Source organism: Acidiphilium acidophilum (genome assembly GCF_033842475.1).
Lineage (GTDB): Bacteria > Pseudomonadota > Alphaproteobacteria > Acetobacterales > Acetobacteraceae > Acidiphilium > Acidiphilium acidophilum.
On record NZ_JAWXYB010000018.1, the window covers coordinates 1,703,884 to 1,717,225 of the forward strand.

Annotated in this window: 13 protein-coding genes and 1 tRNA gene; 8 read left to right on the top strand and 6 right to left on the bottom strand. The window is 62.9% G+C overall.

Annotated features, from left to right (window positions below; all coding sequences use genetic code 11):
* Positions 1-9: 9 nt before the first annotated feature.
* Together SIL87_RS10740 and SIL87_RS10745 are read right to left on the bottom strand one after the other, a co-directional pair.
* Positions 10-1,545: a TolC family outer membrane protein gene (locus SIL87_RS10740; protein ID WP_319614184.1), complete on the bottom strand. Its 1,536-nt coding sequence runs from the start codon at positions 1,543-1,545 to the stop codon at positions 10-12.
* Positions 1,546-1,617: 72 nt separating this feature from the next.
* Positions 1,618-2,283 carry a protein-L-isoaspartate O-methyltransferase family protein gene (locus tag SIL87_RS10745; RefSeq protein ID WP_319615954.1) on the bottom strand — a complete coding sequence of 222 codons (666 nt, stop codon included), beginning with the start codon at positions 2,281-2,283 and terminating at the stop codon, positions 1,618-1,620.
* A gap of 205 nt (positions 2,284-2,488) precedes the next feature.
* Between SIL87_RS10745 and SIL87_RS10750 the strand changes: the two genes are divergently transcribed.
* Positions 2,489-2,562, top strand: a tRNA-Cys gene (locus SIL87_RS10750).
* Positions 2,563-2,643: 81 nt separating this feature from the next.
* On the top strand, positions 2,644-3,501 hold the full coding sequence (locus SIL87_RS10755) for a slipin family protein (protein ID WP_319614185.1): 858 nt from the start codon (positions 2,644-2,646) through the stop codon (positions 3,499-3,501).
* A gap of 136 nt (positions 3,502-3,637) precedes the next feature.
* On the opposite strand, the gene thpR is transcribed toward SIL87_RS10755, so the two are convergent.
* Positions 3,638-4,171 carry an RNA 2',3'-cyclic phosphodiesterase gene (thpR, locus tag SIL87_RS10760; RefSeq protein WP_319614186.1) on the bottom strand — a complete coding sequence of 178 codons (534 nt, stop codon included), beginning with the start codon at positions 4,169-4,171 and terminating at the stop codon, positions 3,638-3,640.
* 48 nt (positions 4,172-4,219) lie between these two features.
* The gene (gene argC / locus SIL87_RS10765) at positions 4,220-5,176 is read right to left on the bottom strand and encodes an N-acetyl-gamma-glutamyl-phosphate reductase (RefSeq protein ID WP_319614187.1); all 957 of its coding nucleotides are present in this window, start codon (positions 5,174-5,176) and stop codon (positions 4,220-4,222) included.
* 94 nt (positions 5,177-5,270) lie between these two features.
* Between argC and secB the strand changes: the two genes are divergently transcribed.
* The 5 genes from secB to SIL87_RS10790 all read left to right on the top strand — a co-directional run bounded on the left by secB (position 5,271) and on the right by SIL87_RS10790 (position 10,599).
* Complete coding sequence (secB, locus tag SIL87_RS10770; RefSeq protein WP_319614188.1) at positions 5,271-5,771, top strand: protein-export chaperone SecB; 501 nt, start codon at positions 5,271-5,273, stop codon at positions 5,769-5,771.
* A 69-nt stretch (positions 5,772-5,840) separates the two neighbouring features.
* Entirely contained in the window at positions 5,841-7,244 is a 1,404-nt protein-coding gene (gene thrC, locus SIL87_RS10775) for a threonine synthase (RefSeq protein ID WP_319614189.1), read from the top strand.
* The gene (locus tag SIL87_RS10780) at positions 7,241-8,506 is read left to right on the top strand and encodes a M16 family metallopeptidase (protein ID WP_319614190.1); all 1,266 of its coding nucleotides are present in this window, start codon (positions 7,241-7,243) and stop codon (positions 8,504-8,506) included. Before thrC ends, SIL87_RS10780 begins: the two co-directional genes overlap by 4 nt.
* Positions 8,503-9,831, top strand: coding sequence for a TldD/PmbA family protein (locus tag SIL87_RS10785; protein ID WP_319614191.1), 1,329 nt, complete (start codon positions 8,503-8,505; stop codon positions 9,829-9,831). Before SIL87_RS10780 ends, SIL87_RS10785 begins: the two co-directional genes overlap by 4 nt.
* Before the next feature lie 9 nt (positions 9,832-9,840).
* Entirely contained in the window at positions 9,841-10,599 is a 759-nt protein-coding gene (locus tag SIL87_RS10790) for an NAD-dependent epimerase/dehydratase family protein (RefSeq protein ID WP_319614192.1), read from the top strand.
* Positions 10,600-10,646: 47 nt separating this feature from the next.
* Here the strand turns inward: SIL87_RS10790 and paaD are convergent, their stop codons facing one another.
* Positions 10,647-11,129 carry a 1,2-phenylacetyl-CoA epoxidase subunit PaaD gene (paaD, locus tag SIL87_RS10795; RefSeq protein ID WP_319614193.1) on the bottom strand — a complete coding sequence of 161 codons (483 nt, stop codon included), beginning with the start codon at positions 11,127-11,129 and terminating at the stop codon, positions 10,647-10,649.
* A gap of 176 nt (positions 11,130-11,305) precedes the next feature.
* Between paaD and SIL87_RS10800 the strand changes: the two genes are divergently transcribed.
* Positions 11,306-12,358: an acyltransferase family protein gene (locus tag SIL87_RS10800; protein ID WP_319614194.1), complete on the top strand. Its 1,053-nt coding sequence runs from the start codon at positions 11,306-11,308 to the stop codon at positions 12,356-12,358.
* Positions 12,359-12,364: 6 nt separating this feature from the next.
* On the opposite strand, the gene SIL87_RS10805 is transcribed toward SIL87_RS10800, so the two are convergent.
* On the bottom strand, positions 12,365-13,339 hold the full coding sequence (locus SIL87_RS10805; RefSeq protein ID WP_319614195.1) for a glycosyltransferase family 2 protein: 975 nt from the start codon (positions 13,337-13,339) through the stop codon (positions 12,365-12,367).
* Between the last annotated feature and the right edge of the window lie 3 nt (positions 13,340-13,342).

Consider the following 13,342-nt stretch of genomic DNA (forward strand, 5'->3'; position numbering starts at 1 on the left):
AGGGTCCCCTTATCGTGCCGCCGCCGGCGTGGGCTCGTTCAGCAGCGTGCCGTCAGGGGCGATACCTGCCGCCTCATACGCCGCATTTCCGTTGCCGAACAGCGCGTCCTTGACCTGATCGTAGTATTTCAGATCGTCATAATGCGTCACCGGCAGGGCCAGATCGGTCGCGGTCAGACGCCCGATCGCCGCCGCGATGGAGTAGGATTCATTGACGACGTTGGCGATATTCTGGATCTGGGTGGTCTGAGCGTTGAACAGCAATTGCTGGGCGTTCAAAACGTCGAGCGTGTCACGGGTGCCGACGATTTCCTGGCGTTCCGTGCCGTCGAGCGCGATCGCGTCGGACTTGATCTGCTCGCGCGTGCTGCGGACCGCGGCCTTCGAGGCGATCAGGCCCTCCCATGCCTGGGTTGCCGATTGCACGGCGGTACGCCTTGCATCGATCACGGCGGAATCGGCGTACTGGACCTTGTCGCGCGCCTGACGGATGGCGGCGTATTCCGAGCCGCCCTGATAGAGCGGCACGGTGAGGTTCGCGAGCACCTGCCCACCGTTGGACGAGCTGTTCGGACCGAGGGGATTGTTCTCTTTGAAGGCGGAGGCTGAAACCGAAAGCTGTGGTGCGAGGGCGGCGATGGCGACGTCCACGGCATCGCGGTCCGCGCCCTGGGTGAACAGGGCCGATACCACGTCGGGGTTATTGATCATCGCCTGGCGGACCAGATCGGCCTTGCCCTTGATGGGCAGGGCAAGCGGCTGCGGCGGCACGAGCTGGGCAGCCGGGTAGGAACCGACTAGTTGCTTGAAGGTTTCGTTGGCGATGTTGAGGTTGCCCTGCGCCACTTCGACCTGTTCCTGCGCCCCGGCTAGCGAGGCCTTGGCCTGGGCGACGGAGGTTTCGGTGATTTCACCGACATTGAACTGGTCGTTCACCGCGCGCAGCTGCTGGCTGAGCACGCGGCGATTGTTGATGTCCAACGCCAGCAACTGCCGGTCGGTGATGACCGTGACATAGGCGTTGACCACCTTGGTGAACACGGTTTGCTCGGTCGAAATCAACTGGGCGCGTGCGGCGTAAACGTTGTTTTTCGCCTCATGGGTCTTGGCGACGGTGGCCCCCCCCGCGAACAGCTTTTCAGTCACCGTAAGCTGGCCGATTTCCTCGTTGCGGGTCTGGGGCAACCGATCGGTGGTGACGAGCGGCAGGCCGGTGAGCGGGTTGATGCTGGCGATCTGTTCGGTCTCGGTGCCGGTGATCCGCCCGGCGGTGCCTTGCAACTCGATGGTCGGCCGCCAGCCGGCGAGCGCGGCGGGGACGGTTTCATCGGTTGCGCGCAGATTGGCACGCTGCTCCTGCAAAGTCGGGTTATCGGCGTAGGCTTCCGCCAATGCCTGCATCAGCGTCGATGGGCGGGCCGATGGATCGCTGCCCGTCACGCCGGATGGCGCGCCCGACGGCACGGCCCATGCCAGGGGCTGGAGCGCCAGAACGGTGATCGGCACGAGGGCGCAGAAATTTTTCAGTCGGCGGCGCATGGTCATCCTTGAGCTATCCGTTTTGGGTCGTCTGCCGGGGCCGGGCGGCGCGGGTGATTTGCATTCACTGTGCCCGCATCAGAACGCGAAGGCCGGTGCGGCCGCGAATTCCGCGAGCAGCGGCGCATTGCAATCGGCTAGAACCCGGTGGGCAAAGCCTGCACCGCTGGGCTCGGCGCGGATCAGCCGTCCGACGCCGCGCTCCCGAATCACGGTGATCAGACGGCCGGTCTCGTTCAGTTGTCCGGCAAGGGCCGGAGGGAGATACTCGATTGCTCCTTCGATCACGATCAGGTCGAATCGGGTGTGCTGCGGTGCTCCCTGGATCAGCGCGCCGCCGATCAATCGGACGTCGGGTGTTTCGGCGGCGAGGGCGGAGGATGCGATCATGCGCAACGATGGCGATGATTCGAGCGCCACCACCACGCCGCCGCATGACGACAGCACCGCGGCGCCGTAGCCGGTGTTGGCACCGATAACGAGAACCCGCTCGCCCGGCTGAACCGCCGCACTCTGCGCGAGTCTGCCGATCGTGAGCGGGCGCGGCATCATCCGTCCGTCGGCGAGCGGCAGGTCAGCATCGCTGTAAGCTTGCGCGGCGAGCGAAGGGGGCACGAACCGCTCGCGCGCAAGGGTGCGCATTGCGATGATGATCCGGTCATCAACGATGTTGTTCGGGCGGACCTGACAATCGACCATCAGGGCGCGACTGGTGCGGAAATTCAGCTCTTTTTCCTTCATCACGTCTTTCAACAGGAAGCCTCCGGCTTTGCGCCGCACCATCTATAAAGCGAGTCGGCGATCTCGCAAAACATTCCTTGCGCCGGGAGCGGTGACGTCGCACCGAACCGTTGCTGGTCGGTCCGCCATGCGCGTTCCTCCGGGCGGTCGGCTCGGTGCGCTCTTGACCATCGGGCGGCGATGGCCCGATAAGCCAGCTTGCTGCGCCGGTCCGGTGGCAGAGTGGTGATGTAGCGGACTGCAAATCCGCGTATGCCGGTTCGATTCCGGCCCGGACCTCCAGACGACCGCAGCGGCGTCCGCCTTGATCGAGTACGTTCGATCCTCAAGCCTTGCACCATTTCGCAACATCAGGCGTTCCGCATGAACCGTTCCGCCACAGTCATCGCCGTTCTGCTCGTGATTGCCGGAGCGGTGCTGATCGGGTTGCTCCGGCTGTTCGTTCCTGGCGTCCTTCTGATCCTTATCGGAATCGGCGCGGCCCTCGCGTTGCGCATGGCGAATGAGTGGGAGCGCGCCGTGGTTCTGCGCCTTGGCCGGTTCGCCGGCATTCGTGGCCCCGGTGCGTTCCTGATCATTCCCGTGATCGAGACCGTCTATGTCGCGGTCGATACCCGCAAGCAAAGCACGGTGATCAGTGCGGAAAATACCCTCACCCTCGACGGCGTTTCGGTCGCGGTCGATTCCATCCTGTTCTGGAAGGTCGAGGATGTGAAGCGCGTTGCGACCGAATTGCTCGACTATCGCGCGATGATCGGTCAGGTGGCGCAGACCTCGCTGCGCGAGACCATCAGCGGCATGACCCTCGCCGAGATTCTCGGCAATCGCGAACAGATGGACCAGCGCATCCGTACCGTCATTGCTGATAAATCCCAGGATTGGGGGATTGGCGGAATCGGCGTGCAGATCCGCGACGTTCGCATTCCGGGCGAGTTGAACGACGCGATGAGCCGCAATGCGCAGGCGGAGAAGGAAAAGCAGGCGCGTGTGACGCTCGCGAGTTCGGAAGTCGCCATTGCCGAACAGATCGTGCGGGCCGGCGATATCTATGCCGCAAATCCCGCCGCGCTGAAGATCAGGCAGATGAACCTGATTTACGAAATGAACAAGAACAAAGGCACGACGATCCTGATCCCGACCGATCTGGCCGGGGCGATGTCCGGCGTGCTCGGTACGATCCAGCCGCCCCTTTCGCCCGAGCCTGAGGCGAAACGGCCGTAATCGCGGCCAGACCACTCAAACAGACCTGTGGTGCAATCGGGATGTGAAACGGCGCGCTCTCATAATCGGTGAGATGGTCTTTCTATAAATCCTATCATAACGCCGATTGGATAATATCCGATGAAGAAAAAGCGGCCTATTGCAAGGAATATTCGACCTCGGCGGTATAGTCGGGCTGATCGGGGCCGAGATAGGAACTGAACAGGGTGAATTCGGCCACCGGTATCGGGGGCGAACGGTAGAGGTTGCGGCTCTGGACGAATTCGGCGAATCTCGGCCCGACCGGCAGATCCATCCGCGCCAGTGTTACGTGCGGCGTGTAGCGGCGGCGTTCGTGCACCAGCCCGATCCGGCGCAGTGCGGTTTCGATTTTGGTTTGCAGATGAAACAGCGACTCGTTCCGCTCCACCCCGATCCAGAGCGCTGAAACCCGTCCGGCTTTCTCGAACCACCCTGCCCCGGTCAGAACCAGAGAAAATCCGCGTCCCCGCACCGCCGCCAGCGCGTGATCGATTTCCTCGGCCTCAAGCCGCTTCGCCTCGCCGATGAAGCGCAGCGTGAGGTGCATGTTCTGCGCCGGAACCCAGCGCGCTCCCGGCAGGTTGAACGCGAACCCCGCCAGGGTCGTCTTGATCTCCCATGGCAGGTCGAGAGCGACAAACAGACGCATGAACGGCCCTCCTCGCAGCGCATATGCTGCCGAGACCGCACCGATCGGTCAAGCGTGCATCGCCACCTTCCCCGCCGCTGCGGATCTGGCATCGAGGCCGAGCATCAGCCCGATATTCTGCACCGCCGCGCCAGCCGCGCCTTTGCCCAGATTATCGAGCCGCGCGACCAGAACGGCCTGACTCTCGGCTTCGTTTTCGAACACGAACAACTCCATGACATCCGACCCCGCGGCCCCTTCGGCATCGAGCCGCTGTTCCGCCGGGGTCATCCGCACCTTTACCTGCGTGGCCCCGTCGTAACGGTCGACCAGGGCGCACTCGATCTCGCGCGCGGTCGGTCGTCCGGGCAGCGCGTCGAGATGGAGCGGCACCGAAACGAGCATCCCCTGCCGGAAATGTCCGATCGAGGGGACGAATAGCGGCCGTCGTGCCAGCCCGGCATGATGCGCGATCTCGGGTACGTGCTTGTGATTCAGGGACAGGCCGTAAAGCTCGAAGGCCGGTCCGCCCGCGTTGTTATGATCCGCGATCAACGACTTGCCGCCGCCCGAATATCCTGAAACCGCGTTGATCGTGATCGGAAAATCCGCCGGAACCAATCCGGCTTCGACCAGCGGCTTCAGCAGGGCGATCGCGCCGGTCGGGTAGCAGCCGGGGTTCGAGACCCGGGCGGCCTGTGCGATAGATTGTGGCTGTTCCGGAGCCATTTCTGAAAATCCGTACGTCCATCCTCGTGAAATGCGATGCGCTGAACTCGCGTCGAGCAGGCGCGGCGCGGCGCTGCCCAGACCTTCCACCATATCCGCCGCTTCGCGGGCCGCCTCATCGGGCAGGCACAACACAACGAGATCGACCGATGCCATCATCGCGCGGCGCGCGGCATTATCCTTGCGGGCATGCAGATCGAGGCTCTGCACCACCACGCCATCGACCCGTCGCAACCGCTCGACGATCTGCAATCCCGTGGTGCCGGCCTCGCCGTCGATGAAAACCCGCTTGCTCATGTTCAAGCCCTCCGTTGCCATGCTGGCACCAAATGCGACACCGTGCTAGGCGGGCGCCCAATCCGATGGCGCAATTCAGATGGAGCAGCCCCACATGTCCGAAACCGCAACCGCCCCGCTCACCCTCAACATCCAGTACACCAAGGACCTCAGCTTCGAAGTTCCGAACGCGCCGGCGATCTATACCATCCTGCGCCAGCCGCCGGCAGTGAATATCAACCTCGATGTTCAGGTCCGCCGCCTGCAGGAAGACCAGAACGTTTACGAGGTTACCCTCGCCACCCGCGCGGAGGCCACGATTCCCACGCCGCCGGAAACCGCCAATGGTGGCGAACCTGCCAAGGACATGACCGTGTTCATTGCCGACTTGTCCTATTCCGGCATTTTCACCCTCACCGGTATCCCCGACAATCAGGTCGAGCCGGTTCTGCTGGTGGAATGCCCGCGCCTGCTGTTCCCGTTTGCCCGCAACATTCTTGCCGATGTCACCCGCGACGGCGGGTTTCCGCCGGTCATGCTCGGGCCGGTCGATTTCGTCGGTCTCTGGCAGTCCCGCCGCGAACAGATGGACGCGACACCTGTTGCGAATGCCTGAGCTGCCGTGAAGGCCGGGGGCCCTGCCCCTGGTCGCCGGTGAAGGCGGAGCAAGCATAAGGATCGAGTGATGCGTTACATTTCGACGCGGGGCGCGGCACCGGCTCGGGATTTCGATGGGGTGTTGCTGGCGGGTCTTGCCGAGGATGGCGGGTTGTTCGTCCCTGAGGCTTGGCCGGTATTTTCTCCGGCTGAACTTCGGGCGATGCGTGGACTGCCTTACGCGGAACTCGCCGCACGGGTGATGGCGCCTTTCGTGTGCGGCGGTGCGGTGACGATGCCTGATCTGCAGGACATGTGCCGCGCTGCGTATCGCGGGTTCGACCGGGCGGCGGTGGTGCCGCTGGTGCAGCTGGAGCCGGGTCTGTTCGCGCTCGAATTGTTCCACGGACCGACTTTGGCGTTCAAGGATCTGGCGCTGCAGGTGGCCGGGCGGTTGTTCGACCATGTGCTGGAGGCGCGTGACCAGCGGGTGACGATCGTGGGAGCGACCTCGGGCGACACGGGTTCGGCGGCGATCGAGGCCTGCCGTGACCGCGCGCGGGTGGATATTGCGATCCTGCATCCCGAAGGACGCACATCCGAGGTGCAGCGCCGGCAGATGACCACGGTGCGGGCGCCGAACGTGTTGAATATCGCGGTGCACGGCAATTTCGACGATTGCCAGGATCTGGTGAAGGCGATGTTCGCCGATGCGCCGTTCCGCGAGGATTTGCGGCTGTCGGCGGTCAATTCGATCAACTGGGCGCGGATTGCCGGGCAGATTCCGTATTTCGTCGCGGCGGCGCTGGCGCTGGGAGCGCCCGACCGGGAGGTGGCGGTTTCGGTGCCGACCGGTAATTTCGGCAATGTGCTCGCGGCGTGGGCCGCGAAAAAAATGGGCGTGCCGATTGCGCGATTCATCGTCGGCAGCAATGCGAACGACATTCTGGCGCGGTTTCTGGCGAGCAACGACATGAGCGCCGCCGGTGTGGTCGAGACCGTTTCGCCGTCGATGGACATTCAGGTCAGTTCGAATTTCGAACGGCTTTTGTTCGAGTTCCAGCATCGTGATGCGGTGGTGACGGCGCGGACGATGGCGGATTTCCGGGCGAGCGGACGGATGGCCGTCGATGAGCCGGTCTGGCGCGCGGTGCGGCGGGAGTTCACCGGATTTACGCTCGGCGATGAGGCGACTTTGGCGGAAATCGGCCGGATTGAACGCGACTACGGCTACATCGCCGATCCGCACAGCGCGATCGGCATTGCCGCCGCGCGCGCCTGCTCGCCGATCGGCATACCGGTGATCGCAGCGGCTACCGCGCATCCCGCCAAGTTCCCGGATGCGATGGAGCGCGCGATCGGCGTACGGCCCACTCTCCCTGAACGGTTAAAAGACCTATATCATCGTCCTGAAGTCTTTCAGCGGTCCAGCAACCGCCTCGCCGAGGTCCAGGCGCTGGTTCGCAATTTTGCGCATAGGAACAATGCATGACCGACGGTGTTCAGATCACCCATCTCGATTCCGGGCTCACGATCCTGACCGAGCGGATGGAGCGGGTGGAAACGGTCTCGTTCGGCGCTTACGCCGGGGTTGGCACCCGCCATGAGACCGCGCCGGAAAACGGGGTCTCGCATTTCCTCGAACATATGGCGTTCAAAGGGACCGAAAAGCGCAATGCGGTCGAAATTGCCGAGGCGGTCGAGGATGTCGGCGGGCATATCAATGCCTACACCTCGCGCGAGCAGACGGCGTATTACGTGAAGATGCTGAAGGACGATCTGCCGCTTGGGATCGATATCATCGGGGATATTCTCTGCCATTCCACCTTCGACGCCAACGAGTTCGAACGCGAGCGGGGCGTGATCCTGCAGGAGATCGGCCAGGCGAACGATACGCCGGATGACATTGTGTTCGACCATTTCCAGCAGGCAGCGTATCCGGGCCAGCCGATGGGCTGGCCGACCCTGGGCACCGAGGCGATCATCAAATCGCTCTCGCCGGATGTTTTGCAGCGCTACATGCGCGCGCATTACACGCCGAAGAACATCGTCGTGTCGGCTTCGGGCAAGCTCGATCATCAGCAGGTGGTGGATCTGGTGAGCGAGCATTTCGCCGATCTGCCCAACGCGACGCAGACTCCGCCGGTTCCCGGGATTTATGGCGGCGGCGAGTATCGCGAGATCCGTGATCTCGATCAGGCGCATCTGGTGCTCGGCTTTCCGGCCGTCGGATACAGCGATCCCGATTTTCATGCGGCCATGCTGTTATCCACCCTTCTCGGCGGCGGGATGTCGTCGCGCCTGTTTCAGGAGATCCGGGAGAAGCGCGGGTTGGTCTATTCGATCTATTCCTTTGCGTTACCGAATAACGATGCGGGTCTGTTCGGTATCTACGCGGGAACCGGTGAAGCCGAGGCGGCGGAACTCGTGCCGGTCACGCTCGGCGAACTGGCCAAGGTGCAGGAGTCGGTAACGGATGCGGAATTGCGCCGCGCCCGGGCGCAGGTGAAGGCCGGGTTGCTGATGTCGCTCGAATCGACCGGCAGCCGGTGCGAACAACTGGCGCGGCAATGGCAGGTGTTCGGCCGGATCGTCCCGATCGCCGAGACCGTGGCGAAGATCGACGGGGTGACCGAGGCCGACATCACGCGCGTCGCAGCGCGGATTTTTCGTGGGAAACCGACGCTTGCCGCGATCGGCCCGATCGGGCGGGTGCCGCAGATGCCGAAGATTCTGGAGAGGCTCGCGGCATGAGCAATCTCGATCATCTGGCAGGGTTGCTTGCTGCCGCCCGGCGCGCCGGGGCCGATCAGGCGGATGCGCTGCTGGCGTCCGGAACTTCGGTCTCGGTTGGTCGCCGCATGGGCAAGATCGAGGAGATCGAGCGGGCCGAGACCAATAATATCGGGCTGCGGGTTTTTGTGGGCAAGCGCAGTGCGATCGTATCGACCGGCGCGGTCGATCCCGCCAGTTTCGATCGGCTTGCCGAACAGGCGGTGGCAATGGCCAATGTGGTACCGGAAGACCAGTTCGCGGATATTCCGGATGCGCCGCCGCCCGAAGATGCCGGCGTGCTCGACATGGATGATCCGGTCGAGCCCGGCACTGACATCCTTATGGCCCGCGCCGCCGCCGCCGAGGAAGCCGCCCTCGCCTTCCCCGGCATCACCAATTCAGGCGGCTCGGGGGCGTCCTGGTCGCGCAGCCACGTCGCTCTCGCGACCTCGCGCGGGTTTGCCGGCGCTTATAGCCGGTCCGGCCACAGCGTGTCGGTCTCGCCGATCGCGGGCAAAGGTGTCGCGATGCAGCGCGATTACGAATACGCCTCTGCCGTGCATGGTAACGACCTCGATGATCCGGCGATGCTCGGCCGCATCGCCGCCGAACGCGCGGTCAGCCGCCTCAATCCGGGGCGTCCGGCAACGGCGAAGCTGCCGGTCGTGTATCATCCTCGTGTTGCCGGGAGCCTGCTCGGTCATTTTACGGGGGCGATCAACGGCAGCGGGATCGCGCGGGGCACGAGTTTCCTCAAGGATGCGATGGGCAAGCCGGTCTTTGCTTCGGGGATATCGATCATCGACGATCCGAAACGGGTGCGGGGCATGCGCTCGCGTGCCTTCGACGGTGAGGGGCAGCGCGTGGAGCGTCGCGCCCTGATCGAGGATGGGGTTCTGACCACCTGGCTGCTCGATTCCCGGAGTGCCGCGCAGCTTGGGCTGAAGACCACCGGTCATGCCTCGCGCGGCACCTCCGGGCCGCCGAGCCCGGCGGCTTCGAACCTCTATATCGAACCGGGCGCGCACTCGGCTGAGGCGCTGATTGCGGATATCAAGCTCGGTCTCTACGTGCTCGAACTGATCGGCATGGGCGTCAACGGGATTACCGGCGATTATTCGCGCGGCGCTGCCGGTTTCATGATCCGTGACGGCAAGATCGCCGAGCCGGTCGCCGAGATCACGATTGCCGGAAATCTGCGCGAGATGTTCATGCACCTCACCCCTGCCAACGATCTTGAATTCAAACGCGGTACCGATGCCCCGACCCTGCGGGTCGAGGGTATGACCATGGCGGGCGGCTAGGCGCGGGCCATGTCGCTGGTTCTGACCGGTGCTGGCGGTCAGTTGGGGCGGGTGTTACGGCCCCGGTTGTTGGCGCGCGGGATTCCGCTCCGCGCGGTGGATATATCGCCTATCACGCCGGTCGACCCGCGTGAAACCATCGTGATCGGCGACCTGCGTGATGCCGGAGTGGTCGATGAGGCGCTGGAGGGTGCGACCGCCGTGCTGCATCTCGCGGGTACCAGCGTTGAGCGCCCCCTGCCCGAGATCATCGAGAATAATCTGGTTGCGCTGCACGCCCTTTACGAAGGGGCGCGGCGGCACGGGGTGGGGCGCGTGGTGTTCGCCAGTTCCAACCACACGATCGGCATGTATCCCGCCGGGCAGAAGCTCCGCCTGTCCGATCCTTATCGCCCGGACGGGTTTTACGGCATTTCGAAAATCTGGGGAGAGGCGATCGGCCGGCTCTACCGGGATAAGTATGGCATCGAAGGTGTCGCCCTGCGGATTGGCAGCGCGCTGACCCGGCCGACCGAACCGCGCCATCTCGCAACCTGGCTTGGCGATGACGACCTCGAACAATTGGTGGTGCAGAGCCTGACGGCGCCGATCAGCGGGTATCAGCCGGTCTGGGGGGTTTCAGCCAATACGCGCGGGTGGTGGGATAATGGCGAAGCCGCCGAGCTCGGCTACCAGCCGTCGCAGAATGCGGAGGATTTTGCCGCGGAGATCATGAAGACTGGGGGGCGGGACTGGGTTTTTCAGGGCGGCTCGTTCGCGGAAGACTGAGACGCGATCCAAGTCAATCAAGCAGGTTCAAACGGGCCGGCTCCCGCTCAATGACACCGGAACCGATCAAATCCCTCGCCGCAGGATGTGCAGCGCCAGATTGCCCGGCACGCGGTGGCGCCGAACGGGTTGATCTCCTCGACCGAGGGCGAAAGGCATTTGGGGCAGACCACGGGTTTGTTTCGCTCAGGCGGCGCGATGCCGGCCGCGCTCAATTTATGCAGGGCGTCGGATGACATCAGGTCGGTCGTCCAGGTGAAGGTGGTGACCATGGTAATTTTCACCGGGAAAATGCCCGCGGCGGTGAGTGCCGCGTTGATTTCGAGCGCGATCATGTCCAGTGCCGGGCAGCCGGGATAAGTGGGCAGCATCAACACCTCGACACCGCCTTGATAGGGGCGGATATCGCGCAATATTCCGAGGTCGGCGATACTGAGCATCGGCAATTCGGGGTCCGAAATCGCTTCGAGCAAGGCACGGGCGCGGTTGATCAGCTCGCTGCTCGTGCTCTGGTCGTTCGCATCGTTCATGCTGGGCTCTCCTGGACGGCGATCATCGTGCGCCCGTCAGATGCAGCCAAGTGGCGCCGGACGCAAGCAGCGCATTGTTCTCATTCTTGATACACTCTCGCATCAAATTATACTCGCATTCGAGTCCATGATCGGTTCATATCGACGGATTATATAATTGTTCGGGATTTCCGCATTTGAGCAAGACGACCCATTACGCCACTCTGGATGGCATGCGCGGCATTGCGGCGATCGCGGTCGTGATGTTCCACGCGAAAGCCTATTTCGGGACGGTCTATCCGCATAGTGCCTATCTCGCGGTCGATCTGTTCTTCTGTCTGAGCGGATTCGTGATCGCGCATGCCTATGACGACCGGCTGGCTACCGGGCGGCTGAGCGCGGCGGGATTCGTGCGTGTCCGCCTGCTGCGGCTTTATCCCCTGTATATCGCGGGAACCGCGCTGACGATTGCGGCGATCGCCGTGGCGTTGTTCGTCAAACACGATGCCTCGCAATGGACTGCGCGTGATTTCATGATTGCGGTGCCGGCGGCGTTGCTGATGTTGCCGGCCCCATTTTTTGACAACATATTTGCGCTCAACATACCGGCATGGTCGCTGTTTTACGAATTATTGGCGAATGCGGTCTATGCAACGTCGCTGTTCTCGCAGCGCCGGGTTTTGATGGTCGTCGCTGGCGTGGCTGCCGCTGCGGTCATCGTTCAGACTTTCATGTTCGGCCATATCGACCAGGGGACGTCCTGGCCGTCGACGGTCTGGGCGCTGGGGCGGGTGTTTTTCGGCTTTCCGGTCGGCATCATGCTGTATCGGCTTCATCGGCGGATGCAACCGATCGTGGTGCCGGCACCGGCACTTTTAGGATTGTTGGCGCTCGTGATGTTTGCGCATCTGTCGGGGACCGCGCGGATCGGGTTTGATATCGGCTTCGTGTTGCTGATCTCGCCGGCGCTGGTGCTGCTCGGCTCGTTCGACGGACCGGCCAGCCCGTTCCTGGTCCAGCTGTGCCGGTGGCTCGGCCTGATTTCGTATCCGATCTATGTAATCCATTTCCCGGTCATCCTGATTCTGAACAGCTGGGAGCGCCGGCATGGCAATAGCGCGTTGCACCACCCGCTGTTAGGACTCGCTCTGGTTACCGCGCTGATTGCAGTGTCGTTCGTCGCCGGACATGCCGATGCCCGGTTTCGGCGCGTATTGACCGCCGGCAGGTTGCGTCTGAGTCGGGCGTGAACCCTGTCAGAACAGGAACTTTCGCTCTGCGTTCCAGCGGTTGACCAGTTGTTTTGCCTCTGGCGATCGGTCCTGCAATGCGCCGTGCTGACGGGCCAGTTGCTCGGCATAATGCAGCGCGAGACTGAGTGTCTTCATTCCGGGATCGGAGACGGCAGTATAACGCAAATCGCCGCCGAGATATGTAATCGGAGCCAAAATGGCGATCGCATGATCGACCGGTGGTGCGATGTATCCCGTATTGAAAACCAGTTCGGACGGCTTGTCCCGAAGGGTCTGGAACGGCGAACGGTAATGCGATGAACGATCGGCCCCGATCGCGGCTTGACCGGCGGCAAGGACTTTCAACCATCCGATCACATATTTCTGCATGTCGTGCCAACCCGAGCGCCGAGGATAATGCGCGAGGGCCACTTGGTATTCGTGCGGCGTCGGAACCGGGCGGCCATCAAGGATGCCACCGTGATTACCCGCGTCGATCGAGACGCGGGTACCGAGACCACCTCGAATGAACATTTTGGCCACACCTGTCTCACCGCGTGCTCGCCAGCGCATGCGGATCGGCACAATCGGTTCGGCCGCATCGTCCTCCACCGTATCGAAATAATGAACCAGAGGGACCGTGATTGCGAGGTCCTGCGCTGATCTGGCATTCAAGCGTTCCAGCAACGGCCCCGAAGTGGTGGTGATGAATTCATCGGCATCGAGAAACACGACCCAATCTGCTCGGTGCATCTGATCGGCCATGCGGTAGAGCCACGTATTGACGGCGACCTCGTCAAACCCGGCGGCAATGGTTTGAAACACCGAGAGCGAAATTCCCTCCGCCTGTAGCTGGCGTAAAATGTCGAGCGTGGCATCGGTGCTGCCATTGTCCAGAAACACCATGTGGTGAAGGCTCGCCGCGTTGTGGCGGACGAACGCCTCGACGATGTCGTCTTCGTTGAGACTCCGGGTCACCGACACGAGGCGGGATGACACAGG

Bases quoted from the DNA above. Each gene is read 5' to 3' on its own strand.
- secB (WP_319614188.1), top strand. From the start codon at position 5,271: ATGTCCGAAACCGCAACCGCCCCGCTCACCCTCAACATCCAGTACACC.
- SIL87_RS10740 (WP_319614184.1), bottom strand. From the start codon at position 1,545: ATGACCATGCGCCGCCGACTGAAAAATTTCTGCGCCCTCGTGCCGATC.
- SIL87_RS10755 (WP_319614185.1), top strand. From the start codon at position 2,644: ATGAACCGTTCCGCCACAGTCATCGCCGTTCTGCTCGTGATTGCCGGA.
- SIL87_RS10790 (WP_319614192.1), top strand. From the start codon at position 9,841: ATGTCGCTGGTTCTGACCGGTGCTGGCGGTCAGTTGGGGCGGGTGTTA.
- thrC (WP_319614189.1), top strand. From the start codon at position 5,841: ATGCGTTACATTTCGACGCGGGGCGCGGCACCGGCTCGGGATTTCGAT.
- SIL87_RS10780 (WP_319614190.1), top strand. From the start codon at position 7,241: ATGACCGACGGTGTTCAGATCACCCATCTCGATTCCGGGCTCACGATC.
- paaD (WP_319614193.1), bottom strand. From the start codon at position 11,129: ATGAACGATGCGAACGACCAGAGCACGAGCAGCGAGCTGATCAACCGC.
- SIL87_RS10785 (WP_319614191.1), top strand. From the start codon at position 8,503: ATGAGCAATCTCGATCATCTGGCAGGGTTGCTTGCTGCCGCCCGGCGC.
- thpR (WP_319614186.1), bottom strand. From the start codon at position 4,171: ATGCGTCTGTTTGTCGCTCTCGACCTGCCATGGGAGATCAAGACGACC.
- argC (WP_319614187.1), bottom strand. From the start codon at position 5,176: ATGAGCAAGCGGGTTTTCATCGACGGCGAGGCCGGCACCACGGGATTG.